Below are 13,207 nucleotides of genomic sequence, written 5' to 3'. Positions count from 1 at the left end.
CGTGATCAGCTGCCTTCACTCGTTATGCTTCTGTCTTTGAGAAATCGGCAATGATCAGGCGATATCCGATATCCAGATAATCCTTGTCCATAAGATCGCCATAGAGCTCCACCCACCGACCAGAGTCCAAATCCTGCTCGAGCCGATTGAGCGCATTCGAAATATCATCGAGCTTTGCAAAGGTTGAGATTGCCGATCGCACGGCCGGATCCAGATAGGCGCGCGGACGCTGCCAATAGGCGCCAAGAAAGCCATCCGTACAATCATGCGGAATCGGAACGGCTTCCACAGTCACCTGTCCGAAGGCCTCGTCAAACGCATCGAGTTTCGGCATTATCGGCTGATCCAGCGTGATAATGTCAGGGATATAATCGGCGAGCCAGAAATAGGCGGCATCCGGGTCAAAAGTCAGGATTACCGCGCGCCGCCTCGCGACGCGGCGCATTTCACGCAGTCCGGCCCGAAGATCAGACCAGTGATGAACGGTCAGGACAGCCATGGCAGCATCAAATTGCCGATCATCAAATGGCAGATTTTCGGCAACACCCTGATAGGCTTTTGCTGCGCCAGCAGGCCGCTGACCAATCATTTCGAGAGACGGCTCCAGCGCGGTGACGCTTCGGTCGGTCGGTTCATAAGAACCGGCACCTGCCCCGACATTCAAAACAGTTTGCGCGTCACCCAAGGCGCTGTGAATTGCGTCCGCGATGCGCGCATCGGGCTGACGCAGCTTTGCGTAACCAACACCTATTTTGTCATAAAGCGGATCCATGACGACGGTTTAACGGGGGATGCTGCATTGTGCCAGTTCGGTATGTTGTGAGGGCAGGGGGCAAATGTATGTTTCAGCGAATAATCCGCGCCGGATTGCCAGCAACGCTTGTTCCTTCCACAACATCACGCGTTATGACACTTCCGGCGCCGATGATTGAATCATTACCAATGGACACACCGGGCAAAATGATTGCATGTCCACCTATCCATACATTGCTGCCAATCGAGATGGGTTTTCCGAACTCAATCCCAGCACGGCGTTCTTCAGAGTCGCGTGGGTGATCAGCAGTATAGATTTGCACACCAGGCCCGATTTGCGTGTGCGTCCCGATCTCAATTTTGCAAACGTCGAGCAGAACGCAACCAAAGTTCAAGAAAACATTATCCCCAATGAATATATTATATCCATAATCTACGTAGAATGGTGCGCGTATGGTTGCGCGCTTACCGATGGCGCCCAAATGTTCCGATAGCAACGGGCGCCGGATATCATGATCTTCTGCGGTTGTTCGATTGTAAGCCCTCAAGAACTGTTGCGCGCTAGCCCTGTCAGCACGAAGACCTGGATCGCCGGGATCATAAAGATCACCACTTTGCATTTTTTCTTTTTCAGTTCGCATCTTTCAGGTCTCAGCCAATTATCGCCTAAATACAATATTGTGGTCGGTCATATTCATAACTTTGATGGTCAAAATCTATCGAAAACATGTTGTGATGCTCATGTTGTTTATGTCCGAGATTTTCAATCTTTAACACGGGAGACCAGAAAATTTTGTTCGCACTTAGTTGGGGCGTGTGAAATTATTCTTTGCCCTCTCGACCTCGGCTCTCAATTTACACGCTTCACTGTGATCATTGATGAGACCCATGGCCTGCATGAACGCGTAAACGGTTGTTGGCCCAAGAAACTTCCAACCACGTTCTTTCAGCTCACGAGCAAGTTTTACAGAACTTTTGCAGGTCGACTGAGATTGTGGCGGGCCAAGCTCATCGGGATCAGGCTCAAATCGCCAGAAAAAGGCAGCAAGCGAGCCTTCTGCTTTGACCATTTCCACTGCACGAGCTGCATTGTTGATCACCGCAGATATCTTCCCTGGGTGCCGCACGATTCTCGCATCAGCCAACAATCGATCCACATCGTTTTTCCCGTATTGCGCCACTATATTGAAATCAAATCTGTGGAATGCTTTCCGAAAATCCTCTCGTTTGTTAAGAATTGTGCGCCAGCTCAATCCTGATTGGAAGCTCTCTAGGCAGAGCTTTTCAAATAATCGCGTGTCGTCGTCGACCGGAAATCCCCACTCGCGGTCGTGATATTCCAGAAATTCTGGGGCCGAACCGCACCACCGACAGCGGGGGTCACCGTCAGGGCCGACAAACACGTCGCTCATGCCGCAGAATCTTGAAGAAACGAAAGCCTGGAATCGGTCCGTGCGGGTGCAATTTCTTGAATATGCGGTACAGCGATGCCTTCGCGGACGAGAGGATCGGCGGCGACCCGTGCTTCAACTTGAAGTCTGTCATTTGCAACTGCGATGATTGCTCCCCCATTTTGTGGCTTGAGGCTACCCACCAAGAGAAATGCACGCTCCGCGAACCCTTGTGCGATCCATTCATTATGGGCAGCCATAAATTGTCCGGCTTTGTCCTTTTTCTCGGTGAGATTAAGAGTGATGATGAACATTGTTTCGTCCTCCTATGTCCTGATTTGTGCTTCGTCGGCAACTGCATCCAGCCAAGCCAGCATTTGTTGGACTTCCTGTTCCAAAAATGGTTCGTTCGGATAGGCATTTGCGAGAGCAGCAACACCCTGGCTTTGTGCCAGGAGATGCATAGCCAGACTATCTGCATTATCGCTTTTTCCCATCGCTTCGAAACGCCGCTTCAGCCAGATGCGAAAAAGGTCATACAGTTCACGAGCACCAGATTCGCCCGGATGATTTAATTTAGACAGTTCGGAAAATAACGTTCCCACAGGGCATCCATAAGACCGGACCTTTTGGTTGTTCATGAGCAAGATTTTAATGAAGCTGGCAACGCACTGCTTTGGGGATTGCCCAGCATCTATCCAGCCATCCAACATTGCGCCTCTTTCCAGAATACGGCGCTCAATCACCGCATCCAGCATCTCGTCTTTGGTCTTGAAGTGATAATAAAAATTTCCACGTGAGATGCCCACAACTTCCGCCACATCGGTGAAAGACGTGGCCTCGAATCCGCGCTCATAATAGAGCCTGTCTGCTGCAGCGACGATTTTTTCTCGCGTTTTAGAGCTATTCATATTCCATCCCATTAATGTGCGCGCACGCTGGCATCGGAACGCAAGCATTCGAGCAATGCAGCCGCAAGAAAGTTCTATCGATAAACTCCTTGCCGCTCATCCGAAGGCGCTTTGAATTCATTCAATTGGTTCGTATATTAGGATAATTGTCCTATTTGTCAATCTAAAAATAATTCATTAATTAAAGTAGGTTGACTCCATTTTTCAGTCTCTCTAATCAAGTATTAGGACAAACGACCTAGAAAGATTTAGCTATGAATTCAATATTATTTTCGCACGGGAAAATCGGAGATCTGAAAATTCGAAATCGTATGGTAATGGCCCCGCTGTCGCGCAGCAGAGCCACTCCTGAGGGTGTGCCAACGGCATTGATGGCCGAACATTACAAGCAACGTGCTTCTGCGGGTTTGATCATTACAGAATCAATCCCGATATCGCATCAGGGCATCGGCTATCCAAGCACGCCTGGCATCTTTGCATCGGAACAGACGTCAGGCTGGTTGCGTGTGGTAAATGCGGTCCATTCGCAAGGCGGCAACATCTTTGCTCAACTTCAACATTGCGGCAGAATTTCCCACAGAAGTCACCAGCCAGACAACGCGATTCCCGTCGCCCCCTCGGCGCTTCAACCTGACGGAGTAGCGTTCACCGCTGAAGGATATAAAGCGTTTGAAACGCCGCATGCGTTGGAGACTTCTGAAATCATGGAGGTAGTAGAACAATATCGTATCGCAGCTGAAAACTGTTTGATTGCCGGTTTCGATGGCATCGAGGTGCATGGTGGAAATGGCTATCTGATTGATCAGTTTTTGCGCGATGGGTCTAACCAACGCTCCGACAATTATGGTGGAAGTGTTATCAACAGAATGCGATTCCTCCACGAGGTATTGGATGCGGTAACCAAAGTCTATCCGGCAGAGCGCGTGGGTTTGAGACTTTCGCCGGAAAACTCCTTTAATGACATGTCTGATTCTAACCCGCAGGCACATTTTGAAGAAATTGTGGAAGCCCTGGCTGATCGCGGTCTCGGATATCTTCATGTGCTGGAAACAAGCATGGACATTGCTGGCCATGTCGAGGGTGCTCCTCGGAATATTGACTATATCCGGCTACGCAAGCTGTTTCCAGGGACCTATATCGCGAATAACGGCTATACCAAGGAAAGTGCTCAGGAAGCCATCCAAAGTGGTCACGCCGATTTGATCTCTTTTGGGTCCGCGTTCCTATCAAACCCTGATTTGGTTCGCAGGTTCCGAGAAAATCTGCCGCTAAACCGGGTCGACAAATCAACTTTCTACCGTGGCGGAGCTGTCGGCTACAACGACTACCCGTTCTTTGCCAGAGAAGCTTTTACATAAAATCAGAATTCAAGAACAAAGTGGTGAAAATAAGAACGCTCAAATCGTCCGCTTTCAAGATCAATCCCACACCAACGCAAGCCACTTTGTTCTTAGCGTTAGAGACGGACCGCGCACTCCGCAAAGACAGATCGAACCAATGGCGAAGCTATGGTAGATCACGCGGGGAGGGTTTTTGCAGCTTGGGAGGTGGCACATCGGACAGATCGAGCCAGTCTGTCAGATTGTCCTTGTCTGCGGGCTCTCCATAATAGCTGTCCAGCGCGGCAAAGGGTATGCCGAAGGGTATGCCCCAACCACTGTTCCACATTGCCGCCACGCCGGTACGGGCTGCCGGGTCAAAAATGATCGTTGCCCGGTAGCCATCAACGGCGCCGCTATGGCCAATCAATCGCCTGCCACGATATGTAAAACTGCGCCAGCCCAATCCATAGGACGGTTCCGACAACGAGCGCGCAAGATCACCGCCATAAACCCGCCCCGTGCTGACCAAAGGAGCATGGGCGAGGGCGAGCGTCTCGCCGGACAGGACGTCTTCATTCGCGCTCATCTGTGCACGAAGCCAGCGTGCCATATCGACAATATTGCTGTTAACGCCAGCCGCTGCGGGCAATAGCCAATAGGATTCTGAAAGAATACGAACCTTGTCACCGCGATGAGGCCGCGCCCAGCTTTCAGCGCCTGTCAGACCGGTCATGCCAAATCGTGCGCTGTCCATGCCGAGCGGTTCAAATAACTGCTTTTGGACCGCATCACCGTAAATCGAATTTGTGGCCTGTCCCAATATTTCCCCGGCAGTATCAAAGGCGATATTCTGATAGCTGTGACAGGTTCCGGGAGAGCATTGTAATGGTGCGGTTCCCAGGCGAGCGCGAAGCAGCCCGGGAAATTCTCCGTCTTCCAGTTTGCGGTCAAAAGCATTTTTCGTAAGGCCGGTTTGATGCGACATAAGCTGCGCTACCGTGATCCGCGCCATTGCATCCCCGGGAAGCTTGAGCGAAGTTTGCCACTGGTTCAGCGTTTGATTGAGATCGATTTGGCCTTCTTCTGACAATTTCGCTGCCAGTGTGCCGGCCACCCCTTTAGAGACCGATGCCCAGCGAAAAACGGTTTGCAGCGTTACGCTTTCGCCGCTGCGTTTATCGGTCACACCGAAACTGCGGATATAGCGAAGCTCGCCATCCTCAACTATTGCCACAGCCAGGCCAGCCATTTCAGGACGGACGAAAAGCGCGGCAATCCGCTGGTCAAGGTCGCGGTAATTTATGGTGCCCTGCCAGTCCTCTGGTTCCGTAGGCAGCCGATCCTCAGTGACAGCTTCAGCGGTTTCAACAAGCGGAAACTCAATCGGCTCCTGAACGAAGGCGCGATAGCTATAAAAACTGACTAATGACAGGGCCGCCAATCCAAAAAGCGGCACCAAATATTTCCCCATTGCGCTGTCCCTGTTTGCTGCACCGATTATCTCTAAGGCGAATATCAGTGCAAACCTTAATCAAGATATGATCCTGGGGCAGCGTAGGATAGTCCAACTCAATAAGACAAGGCTGTTATGTGGCGTCAATGACAGCAGACGCCTCAGAGGCTCGTCGCAGCGCAAATCCTTCGGAATCTGATTCTCGGCTTGTAGATATGGCACCGTAAGCGGGGCATGCCAGCAAGAGGAATAGTCCCATGCGTAAAATATTCTCCCCCACAATCTTTGTTTTGGCCAGCATCGCGCTTTTACCGTTAAGCGCGTGCATGGATACGGTTCAGGAAGAAGATGTTGATTCTTATCCCGAACCCTACGTGCCGGAAAGGGAAGAAGGTCCCACCTAATCATCTCCGCCATCACCCCGATCTGCTACCATCATCTGATCGAAGTTGCGGGGAGGTAGTTTAACAGTGGGTGGAGCATTGTCGCTCCACTCCCTGTTTCCATTATCATTCTTGCAATGACTCTTTGATACTGCTGTGTTGCACGGATATTGAGGGGGCGAAACATGGTTTTATCGAAAAAATATGCGCTAGCCGCTTTGGGCTTAACTATTCTCACGCTGGCAATTTTGTTCGGAATGGACCGGCCGCCCATATGTGAATGCGGAACCGTGAAACTGTGGCACGGCGCAGTGCAGTCGGCTGAGAACAGCCAGCATCTCGCCGACTGGTACACGTTCAGCCATATCATTCACGGTTTTCTGTTTTACGGCTTTGGCTATTGGCTGTTCCGCAAACAGCCGGAGGCCGCACGGCTTGGCTTCGCATTATGTCTGGCGGTATTCTTGGAAGGTTTCTGGGAAGTCCTGGAAAACTCGCCGATGATCATCAATCGTTATCGTGAGGCAACCTTCGCTTTTGGTTATGCCGGAGACAGCATCATCAACTCGATGGCTGATATTGGCTGGATGACATTGGGCTTTTTTGCGGCTCGCCGGATGCCGGTAAAGGCTACGGTGGCGATTGCTGTGATTTTCGAGCTGGTGGCGCTTTATGCGATTCGCGACAATCTGACGTTAAACGTCTTGATGCTGACCTTCCCGATTGAAGCGATCAAGGAGTGGCAGGGCGCAATCTAGGTCTCGGCTTTGGCATTTTGGGTGGGGGCCGGTGTTCCTTCAATCTCTATAATCTGGTCCGAAGCAGGCAGTTCTTCCTGCTCTTCCTTCGACCGGTCATAGAGTGCTTTCGCCACCATAGCGCCGCCAACCAGTAGCGCGCCGGGTAGCGAGCGTGTCGCAATGCGGGCTGCAACCATGCCAAGGCCAAGGCCGATCAAGCCATTGCCTCTGCCGCGTTTGCGCGCTTCATTGCCGACAATGGCGGTGGCAACATTGCGAAGAAGTGACATGGGTTATTCCTTTCCAGCAAACGATACCGGTTCACTGAATGTAACCGGGATGGGTTCCTTGAAAGTCTGTGTAACATAAGGGAAGGGGATTTCGATACCCGCTTGATTCAGAGCTCGTTTGATCGAGCGAATGACGCTGTCCCGGCTTTCATGCATGGCACGTGGTTTGGATCCCGACCACCAGCGAATTTTGAAATCGACCGAGCTAGCGTTGAATTCGCAGGCGAAAACATCAATCCGTTCGTCCTTGTCAACCTGCTCAACCGACTGTACGGCCTTCAGGATGACTTCCCGAGCCACTTCCAGGTCGGTATCATAGGCCACGCCAGCGATAATTTCATGTCTGCGCTTATCCTGATCGGTCAGGATCTTCACCGGGTTTTTGAACAGGATGGAGTTGGGGATGATCGTAAGTTCTTTGGTGTTACGGCGGACATGGGTCTCCCGCAGGGCAATGCTCTCAACAATGCCCTCTACACCCTCGCATATGATATAATCACCAATCCGCATCTTTTCGCGGATCATGATCAACACCCCAGCCATGAAATTTTCAAAAATATCCTGAAAGGCAAAGCCGATTGCGACAGCGCCAAAACCCAGACCGGCTATGAGGCTGGCGGGGGTGAGGCCCGGCAACAAGATGGTAAGCGTCGCCATCAAACCGACGATCCAGATTGCAAGCCGTACCATGGTTTCGACCAGTTCCTGCAGCGAAGCGCGCATATTGGTCTTGTCCGTCAGATTGTCAGCGATGCGGCTGGCGAAGCGCGCAATGATCCAGGTAACAATCAGAACAATTGTCGCGATGAACAGACTGGGAAGCAAGGCTATGGCTTGTTCCCACATGCTCAGCAGCTGTCGGATCAGGATATCGATAGCATTTAGGGATTCATCAATGGGATCGTTCATATCATCTCCGATATGCCCCGATTGATATCATTCCAACTTAAACCATTTTCTCCGGTTTAACATGGGCGTCGTAGGTTTCTGCATCGACTAATCCCAATTTCAGGGCAGCTTCGCGCAAGGTCATGCCTGTTTCATGGGCATGTTTGGCGATTTTGGATGCCTTGTCATAACCGATAACCGGCGCAAGTGCCGTGACCAGCATCAGCGAACGATCGACCAATTCGGCAATGCGCGTTTCATTGGCTTCCAGCCCGTCGGCACAGCGGGTGGCAAAGCTCGACATACCGATCGATGCAATTTCAATCGAGCGCAGGACGTTAGCGCCAATCATCGGCTTGAAGACGTTCAGTTCAAGATGTCCCTGCATCCCGCCAGCTGTCACCGCCTGATGATTGCCGATCATCTGCGCAGCGACCATGGTCAGCATTTCGCATTGGGTCGGATTGACTTTGCCTGGCATGATGGAGCTGCCCGGTTCATTGGCGGGCAGGTTAAGTTCACCAAGGCCGGATCGTGGTCCAGAACCGAGCAGGCGGATGTCATTGGCAATTTTGGTCAGCGAAACGGCCAGTGTATTGAGTGCGCCGGATAGCTCAACCATCGTGTCATGCGCAGCCAGTTCGGCAAATTTATTCTGCGCTGAGATAAACTTCAGGCCGGTTATTTTGGCGATTTCCCTCGCCATATGATTGCCAAAATTTTCCGGCGCGTTGAGGCCGGTGCCCACGGCAGTCCCGCCCTGGGCCAGTTGATAGAGACGCGGCAAGACCGCCTCAATACGGTCGCGGGCAGCGAGCAATTGCGCCGCATAACCGGAAAATTCCTGCCCCAGCGTCAACGGTGTGGCATCCTGCAAATGGGTGCGGCCGATTTTGACAATCGCTTTCCAGTCTTGTGCCTTCTGGGCCAGCGCATCGTGGAGCTGTTCCAGCGCTGGAAACAACTCCACCTCCAAGGCGCGTGCTGCTGCAACATGCATCGCTGTCGGAAAGCTGTCATTGGAAGATTGTCCGCGATTGACATGGTCATTGGGATGGACGGGGTCTTTGCCGCCACGCTCTCCGGTCAGGCTTTCATTGGCGATACCCGCAATCACCTCGTTCACATTCATATTCGTCTGGCTGCCGGATCCCGTCTGCCAGATGGTCAGCGGAAATTGCGTGTCAAAAGCACCAGAGCGGACTTGCTCAGCCGCTTTGGCGATCGCGCCCGCAATTTCCGGGTCGAGTCCATGGATGCCATTCACCCGTGCGGCAGCCTCTTTTACGGTGGCCAAGGCATGAATTAACCGGATCGGCATACGTTCATGACGGGGGAAGGGGAAATTCTCGATACTGCGCTGGGTTTGTGCACCCCAATAGGCGTCCTGTGGGACTTCTATAGGGCCAATGCTGTCAGATTCCGTGCGGGTGGTTTTTGTGGGTGGGCCTGACATCAGGCGCTCACTTCTTCTTGCCGAAATCCACAGTCACAACGTTGGAGCCATCATCGACTGTTTCCACTGTCTGCTGGTCACCATCATTTTGCGCCGGCTCATGTGGGTCGAGATCACCTTCGACTTCATCCACTTGAAATTGCAGAGCAAAATCGACGGCTGGGTCAACAAAGGATGTTATCGCAGCAAAGGGAATATGCAGCATGGAGCTGATCTGATTAAAGCTCAATCCCACTTCAAACCGGTCTTCGCTGACTGACAAATCCCAATAGCGATTCTGCAACACGATGGTCATTTCATCGGGGAACTTCGCGATCAAGTGATCGGGAATATCGACCCCCGGTGCGCGGGTTTTGAACGTGATGTAAAAATGATGGTCTCCGGGAAGACCGTTGGTTTCAACCTCACCGAGTACCCGGCCGACCACAGCGCGCAGCGCTTCCTGCACAATCTCATCATAAGGAATCAGGCTATCTGGGGCACTGTCGTTCATTGCTACTTGGTGGCGCGAACACGGGGCAGGGTCAAGGGGATTTGAATAATTTTCCAAAACTGTGATATTTCTGGTTTTTCAGCGAAATTCTTGCCTGATGAAATACAGCCTTTATAGGCATCAACCATGAGAACAGCGACAATAGAGCGAAACACCAAGGAAACCGAGATTTTCGTCGAGTTGAATCTGGATGGAACCGGGCAATATGATGTGTCTACCGGCATTGGTTTTCTCGATCATATGATCGAGCAGTTTTCGCGCCACTCGCTGATCGACCTGACCTTGCGGGTCAAAGGTGACCTGCATGTTGACCAGCATCATACGACCGAAGACAGCGCCATTGCGGTGGGACAAGCCATTGGCCAGGCGCTGGGCGACAAGGCCGGGATCGTACGTTATGGCAGCACTTATTCGCCGATGGACGAGACATTGAGCCGCGTCGCGCTGGATATATCCGGGCGTCCATGGCTCGTCTGGAAGGCCGGATTTTCCCAGGATCGGTTAGGCGAAATGGATACGGAGCTGTTCAAGCACTGGTTCCACAGCGTCGCCGATGCCGCCGGCATTACCCTACATATCGAGCTGCTTTATGGGGAGAATAACCACCATATTGCCGAAAGCATGTTCAAGGGCTTTGCCCGTGCAATGCGGCAGGCGGTTGAGCGTGATCCACGCAAGGGTGATGCTATTCCGTCAACCAAAGGGCAGCTTGGTGGCTGAAACCATTGCGCTTATCGATTTCGGCGCCGGTAACCTTCACAGTGTGCACAACGCGTTGATGGCAACTGGTGCGTCCGGCGTTGTTGTAACCGCTGATCCGGATGTGGTGGCTACGGCGGATCGCATTGTCCTGCCCGGTGTCGGCGCCTTTGGTGCGTGCCGCGATGCCCTGGCGGGCATTGAAGGGATGATTACGGCGCTGGAACGGCGGGTGCGGCAAGAAGGCGCACCCTTCCTAGGCATCTGCGTTGGCATGCAATTGCTCGCGGATAGGGGCATAGAATTTGGCGAACACCAAGGGCTAGGCTGGATCGGCGGAACGGTCCACGCGATCGAAGCGCCATCCGCTGACATCAAAATTCCGCACATGGGCTGGAATGATGTGACACCGACCGCAGGCCATGATCTGCTGGAAGCGGGCGAAGCCTATTATCTCCACGGTTATCATTTTGATGCTGATAATGAAGACGATATTTTTTCGACCACCTATCACGGGATGAAGCTGGTGTCGGCGGTTGGGCGCGATAATATTGTCGGTGTGCAATTTCATCCGGAAAAAAGCCAGACCTATGGACTGGCCTTCCTGAAACGCTTTTTGGAGTGGAAACCATGATCGTCTTTCCTGCCATTGACCTGAAATCAGGCGAAGTCGTGCGTTTGGCCGAGGGTGATATGGACCGCGCTACCGTCTATGGTGACAATCCGGCTGAACAAGCAGGCTTGTTCGCCAAGGCCGGTGCAGAGCATATTCATGTCGTTGATCTGGACGGGGCCTTTGCGGGCTCTCCGCGCAATGCGGAAGCGGTTGAAGCTATTGTAGCCAGCTTTCCTGGCTATGTGCAGCTGGGCGGCGGGATCAGGAACCGGGAAACCGTCGAGCGTTGGTTCGAACTGGGTGTGGCACGATTGGTGATCGGTACCGCGGCCCTGAAAGACCCGGAATTCGTGCGCGATATGGCGAAGGAATATGAAGGCGGCATTGTGGTGGCGGTTGATGCACGCGACGGCATGGTCGCTACCGAAGGTTGGGCTGATGTGTCGGAAGTCAGCGTGATGGATATGGCACGGCGCTTTGAGGATGCGGGCGTGGCGTCCCTATTGTTCACCGATGTTGGCCGGGATGGCCTGCTGACGGGCTGCAACATTGAAGCGACGGTCGATCTGGCTCGTGCGGTCGATATTCCTGTGATTGCTAGCGGTGGCGTAAAGGGTCTGGATGATGTCCATATGCTCAGCCAATTTACGCAGGATGGCATTGAGGGCGTGATTACCGGCCGGGCGCTCTATGACGGCCGGCTGGATCTGGCGACGGCCATAGCAATGGCGAATAGATAAGATGACCGTCCGAATCCGTGTCATACCCTGTCTGGATGTTGCCGACGGCCGCGTGGTTAAAGGCGTCAATTTTGTTGATCTCAAAGATGCCGGCGATCCGGTGGCGCAGGCCCGCGCCTATGATGCAGCGGGCGCGGATGAGCTGTGTTTTCTCGACATCGGCGCAAGCCATGAAAAGCGTGATACGATCATCGACGTCGTGCGGCGGACGGCGGAAGTCTGTTTCATGCCGGTCACCGTCGGCGGCGGGGTGCGGACGGCAGAAGATGCACGTGCGCTGCTGATGGCGGGGGCAGACAAGGTGGCAGTGAACAGCGCTGCCGTATCGCGCCCCGACGTCGTCAGCGACATTGCCAGCCGCTTTGGCAGCCAATGTATGGTGGCCTCAATCGATGCACGGCAAGTGGAAGAGGGCCGCTGGGAAATCTTCACCCATGGCGGGCGTACACCGACCGGCATAGATGCCTTGGAGCATGCGGTACGCATGGCCGAGCTCGGGGCAGGGGAGCTGTTGGTAACGTCCATGGACCGTGATGGCACCCGGGATGGCTATGATCTCTCACTCACCCGAACTATTGCCGATGCGGTGTCGATCCCGGTGGTTGCCAGTGGCGGCGTGGGAACGCTGGAACATATGGTCGAAGGCGTGACAAAAGGTGGTGCCAATGCCGTGCTCGCCGCATCGATCTTTCATTTTGGTCAGCATAGCATAGCTGAAGCGCATGATGCCCTGCGGGCCGCAGGATTGCCCGCGCGCCGTAACAGTTAAGACAAAGTCTGAACGTGCTTTCAGTTCAGTCATTCTCACCGAAATGATATGTAAGCATTTATATTAAAAGAAAATTAACTATTTCGCATAGGCGATCCTGCAGAGCACCAGCGGAGCAGGGCGACATTGACCATAACTGTCCCACAATGGGACATTTTTTATGATGGTTAATGTCGGTTTAACTTACAAATTTCTGGGCGCGAAAATAGTGTTAACCATCACCAGCGACCAATGAAGCCGATCTTCTGTTTTTGGCAGGAAAATTGCTATTCTATTTCAGCAGATATTTCGATCCTTCATCAA

The 13,207-nt window shown here is 52.8% G+C and carries 17 protein-coding genes; 7 read left to right on the top strand and 10 right to left on the bottom strand.

The window, feature by feature from the left end; genetic code table 11:
- Nucleotides 1-22: 22 nt before the first annotated feature.
- The 5 genes from BS29_RS14280 to BS29_RS14260 form a co-directional block, all read right to left on the bottom strand.
- A complete protein-coding gene (locus tag BS29_RS14280) occupies nt 23-772 on the bottom strand; it encodes a class I SAM-dependent methyltransferase (protein ID WP_229954309.1) in 750 nt (249 codons plus the stop codon).
- A gap of 73 nt (nt 773-845) precedes the next feature.
- Nucleotides 846-1,373 carry a sugar O-acetyltransferase gene (locus tag BS29_RS14275; RefSeq protein WP_326838469.1) on the bottom strand — a complete coding sequence of 176 codons (528 nt, stop codon included), beginning with the start codon at nt 1,371-1,373 and terminating at the stop codon, nt 846-848.
- Nucleotides 1,374-1,556: 183 nt separating this feature from the next.
- Nucleotides 1,557-2,165 (bottom strand): DNA-3-methyladenine glycosylase I, encoded by a 609-nt coding sequence (locus BS29_RS14270; protein ID WP_229954307.1) that lies wholly within the window; start codon nt 2,163-2,165, stop codon nt 1,557-1,559.
- Nucleotides 2,162-2,458 carry a YciI family protein gene (locus BS29_RS14265; RefSeq protein WP_229954306.1) on the bottom strand — a complete coding sequence of 99 codons (297 nt, stop codon included), beginning with the start codon at nt 2,456-2,458 and terminating at the stop codon, nt 2,162-2,164. Before BS29_RS14265 ends, BS29_RS14270 begins: the two co-directional genes overlap by 4 nt.
- A 12-nt stretch (nt 2,459-2,470) precedes the next feature.
- Complete coding sequence (locus BS29_RS14260) at nt 2,471-3,067, bottom strand: TetR/AcrR family transcriptional regulator (protein ID WP_229954305.1); 597 nt, start codon at nt 3,065-3,067, stop codon at nt 2,471-2,473.
- Nucleotides 3,068-3,372: 305 nt separating this feature from the next.
- Between BS29_RS14260 and BS29_RS14255 the strand changes: the two genes are divergently transcribed.
- Nucleotides 3,373-4,413: an alkene reductase gene (locus tag BS29_RS14255; protein ID WP_229954304.1), complete on the top strand. Its 1,041-nt coding sequence runs from the start codon at nt 3,373-3,375 to the stop codon at nt 4,411-4,413.
- Between the two features lie 148 nt (nt 4,414-4,561).
- Here BS29_RS14255 and BS29_RS14250 read toward each other — a convergent pair whose 3' ends face one another.
- Nucleotides 4,562-5,848, bottom strand: a complete 1,287-nt coding sequence (locus BS29_RS14250; protein WP_229954303.1) for a serine hydrolase domain-containing protein — start codon at nt 5,846-5,848, stop codon at nt 4,562-4,564.
- A 239-nt stretch (nt 5,849-6,087) separates the two neighbouring features.
- Here BS29_RS14250 and BS29_RS14245 point away from each other — a divergent pair, with 239 nt between their 5' ends.
- Together BS29_RS14245 and BS29_RS14240 are read left to right on the top strand one after the other, a co-directional pair.
- Entirely contained in the window at nt 6,088-6,234 is a 147-nt protein-coding gene (locus BS29_RS14245) for a hypothetical protein (protein ID WP_229954302.1), read from the top strand.
- 164 nt (nt 6,235-6,398) lie between these two features.
- The gene (locus BS29_RS14240; RefSeq protein ID WP_229954301.1) at nt 6,399-6,971 is read left to right on the top strand and encodes a DUF2585 domain-containing protein; all 573 of its coding nucleotides are present in this window, start codon (nt 6,399-6,401) and stop codon (nt 6,969-6,971) included.
- On the opposite strand, the gene BS29_RS14235 is transcribed toward BS29_RS14240, so the two are convergent.
- The 4 genes from BS29_RS14235 to BS29_RS14220 are packed head-to-tail and all read right to left on the bottom strand — an operon-like array spanning nt 6,968 to nt 10,080.
- Complete coding sequence (locus tag BS29_RS14235; protein ID WP_229954300.1) at nt 6,968-7,243, bottom strand: hypothetical protein; 276 nt, start codon at nt 7,241-7,243, stop codon at nt 6,968-6,970. The genes BS29_RS14240 and BS29_RS14235 overlap by 4 nt on opposite strands.
- Nucleotides 7,244-7,246: 3 nt before the next feature.
- On the bottom strand, nt 7,247-8,152 hold the full coding sequence (locus tag BS29_RS14230; RefSeq protein ID WP_229954299.1) for a mechanosensitive ion channel family protein: 906 nt from the start codon (nt 8,150-8,152) through the stop codon (nt 7,247-7,249).
- A 37-nt stretch (nt 8,153-8,189) separates the two neighbouring features.
- On the bottom strand, nt 8,190-9,587 hold the full coding sequence (gene fumC, locus BS29_RS14225; protein ID WP_229954298.1) for a class II fumarate hydratase: 1,398 nt from the start codon (nt 9,585-9,587) through the stop codon (nt 8,190-8,192).
- A 7-nt stretch (nt 9,588-9,594) separates the two neighbouring features.
- The gene (locus BS29_RS14220) at nt 9,595-10,080 is read right to left on the bottom strand and encodes an SspB family protein (protein ID WP_229954297.1); all 486 of its coding nucleotides are present in this window, start codon (nt 10,078-10,080) and stop codon (nt 9,595-9,597) included.
- Nucleotides 10,081-10,206: 126 nt separating this feature from the next.
- Here BS29_RS14220 and hisB point away from each other — a divergent pair, with 126 nt between their 5' ends.
- Genes hisB through hisF form a run of 4 tightly spaced genes read left to right on the top strand, consistent with a single transcriptional unit; the run spans nt 10,207 to nt 12,904 of the window.
- Nucleotides 10,207-10,800 carry an imidazoleglycerol-phosphate dehydratase HisB gene (gene hisB / locus BS29_RS14215; protein ID WP_229954296.1) on the top strand — a complete coding sequence of 198 codons (594 nt, stop codon included), beginning with the start codon at nt 10,207-10,209 and terminating at the stop codon, nt 10,798-10,800.
- Nucleotides 10,801-10,858: 58 nt separating this feature from the next.
- On the top strand, nt 10,859-11,413 hold the full coding sequence (hisH, locus tag BS29_RS14210; RefSeq protein ID WP_229956874.1) for an imidazole glycerol phosphate synthase subunit HisH: 555 nt from the start codon (nt 10,859-10,861) through the stop codon (nt 11,411-11,413).
- Nucleotides 11,410-12,135 (top strand): 1-(5-phosphoribosyl)-5-[(5-phosphoribosylamino)methylideneamino]imidazole-4-carboxamide isomerase, encoded by a 726-nt coding sequence (hisA, locus tag BS29_RS14205; RefSeq protein WP_229954295.1) that lies wholly within the window; start codon nt 11,410-11,412, stop codon nt 12,133-12,135. Before hisH ends, hisA begins: the two co-directional genes overlap by 4 nt.
- Before the next feature lies 1 nt (nt 12,136).
- A complete protein-coding gene (gene hisF / locus BS29_RS14200) occupies nt 12,137-12,904 on the top strand; it encodes an imidazole glycerol phosphate synthase subunit HisF (protein ID WP_229954294.1) in 768 nt (255 codons plus the stop codon).
- Nucleotides 12,905-13,207 lie beyond the last annotated feature (303 nt).

This window comes from Parasphingorhabdus litoris DSM 22379 (assembly GCF_020906275.1).
Lineage (GTDB): Bacteria > Pseudomonadota > Alphaproteobacteria > Sphingomonadales > Sphingomonadaceae > Parasphingorhabdus > Parasphingorhabdus litoris.
Note: the sequence above shows the minus strand (reverse complement) of the source record. Positions and strands in the feature narration are given on the sequence as shown.

Coding starts and splice junctions, on each gene's coding strand:
- BS29_RS14230 (WP_229954299.1), bottom strand. CDS start 8,152: ATGAACGATCCCATTGATGAATCCCTAAATGCTATCGATATCCTGATC.
- hisA (WP_229954295.1), top strand. CDS start 11,410: ATGATCGTCTTTCCTGCCATTGACCTGAAATCAGGCGAAGTCGTGCGT.
- hisF (WP_229954294.1), top strand. CDS start 12,137: ATGACCGTCCGAATCCGTGTCATACCCTGTCTGGATGTTGCCGACGGC.
- BS29_RS14270 (WP_229954307.1), bottom strand. CDS start 2,165: ATGAGCGACGTGTTTGTCGGCCCTGACGGTGACCCCCGCTGTCGGTGG.
- BS29_RS14280 (WP_229954309.1), bottom strand. CDS start 772: ATGGATCCGCTTTATGACAAAATAGGTGTTGGTTACGCAAAGCTGCGT.
- BS29_RS14220 (WP_229954297.1), bottom strand. CDS start 10,080: ATGAACGACAGTGCCCCAGATAGCCTGATTCCTTATGATGAGATTGTG.
- BS29_RS14260 (WP_229954305.1), bottom strand. CDS start 3,067: ATGGGATGGAATATGAATAGCTCTAAAACGCGAGAAAAAATCGTCGCT.
- hisH (WP_229956874.1), top strand. CDS start 10,859: ATGGCAACTGGTGCGTCCGGCGTTGTTGTAACCGCTGATCCGGATGTG.
- hisB (WP_229954296.1), top strand. CDS start 10,207: ATGAGAACAGCGACAATAGAGCGAAACACCAAGGAAACCGAGATTTTC.
- BS29_RS14250 (WP_229954303.1), bottom strand. CDS start 5,848: ATGGGGAAATATTTGGTGCCGCTTTTTGGATTGGCGGCCCTGTCATTA.
- BS29_RS14240 (WP_229954301.1), top strand. CDS start 6,399: ATGGTTTTATCGAAAAAATATGCGCTAGCCGCTTTGGGCTTAACTATT.
- fumC (WP_229954298.1), bottom strand. CDS start 9,587: ATGTCAGGCCCACCCACAAAAACCACCCGCACGGAATCTGACAGCATT.
- BS29_RS14275 (WP_326838469.1), bottom strand. CDS start 1,373: ATGCAAAGTGGTGATCTTTATGATCCCGGCGATCCAGGTCTTCGTGCT.
- BS29_RS14265 (WP_229954306.1), bottom strand. CDS start 2,458: ATGTTCATCATCACTCTTAATCTCACCGAGAAAAAGGACAAAGCCGGA.
- BS29_RS14255 (WP_229954304.1), top strand. CDS start 3,373: ATGGCCCCGCTGTCGCGCAGCAGAGCCACTCCTGAGGGTGTGCCAACG.
- BS29_RS14245 (WP_229954302.1), top strand. CDS start 6,088: ATGCGTAAAATATTCTCCCCCACAATCTTTGTTTTGGCCAGCATCGCG.
- BS29_RS14235 (WP_229954300.1), bottom strand. CDS start 7,243: ATGTCACTTCTTCGCAATGTTGCCACCGCCATTGTCGGCAATGAAGCG.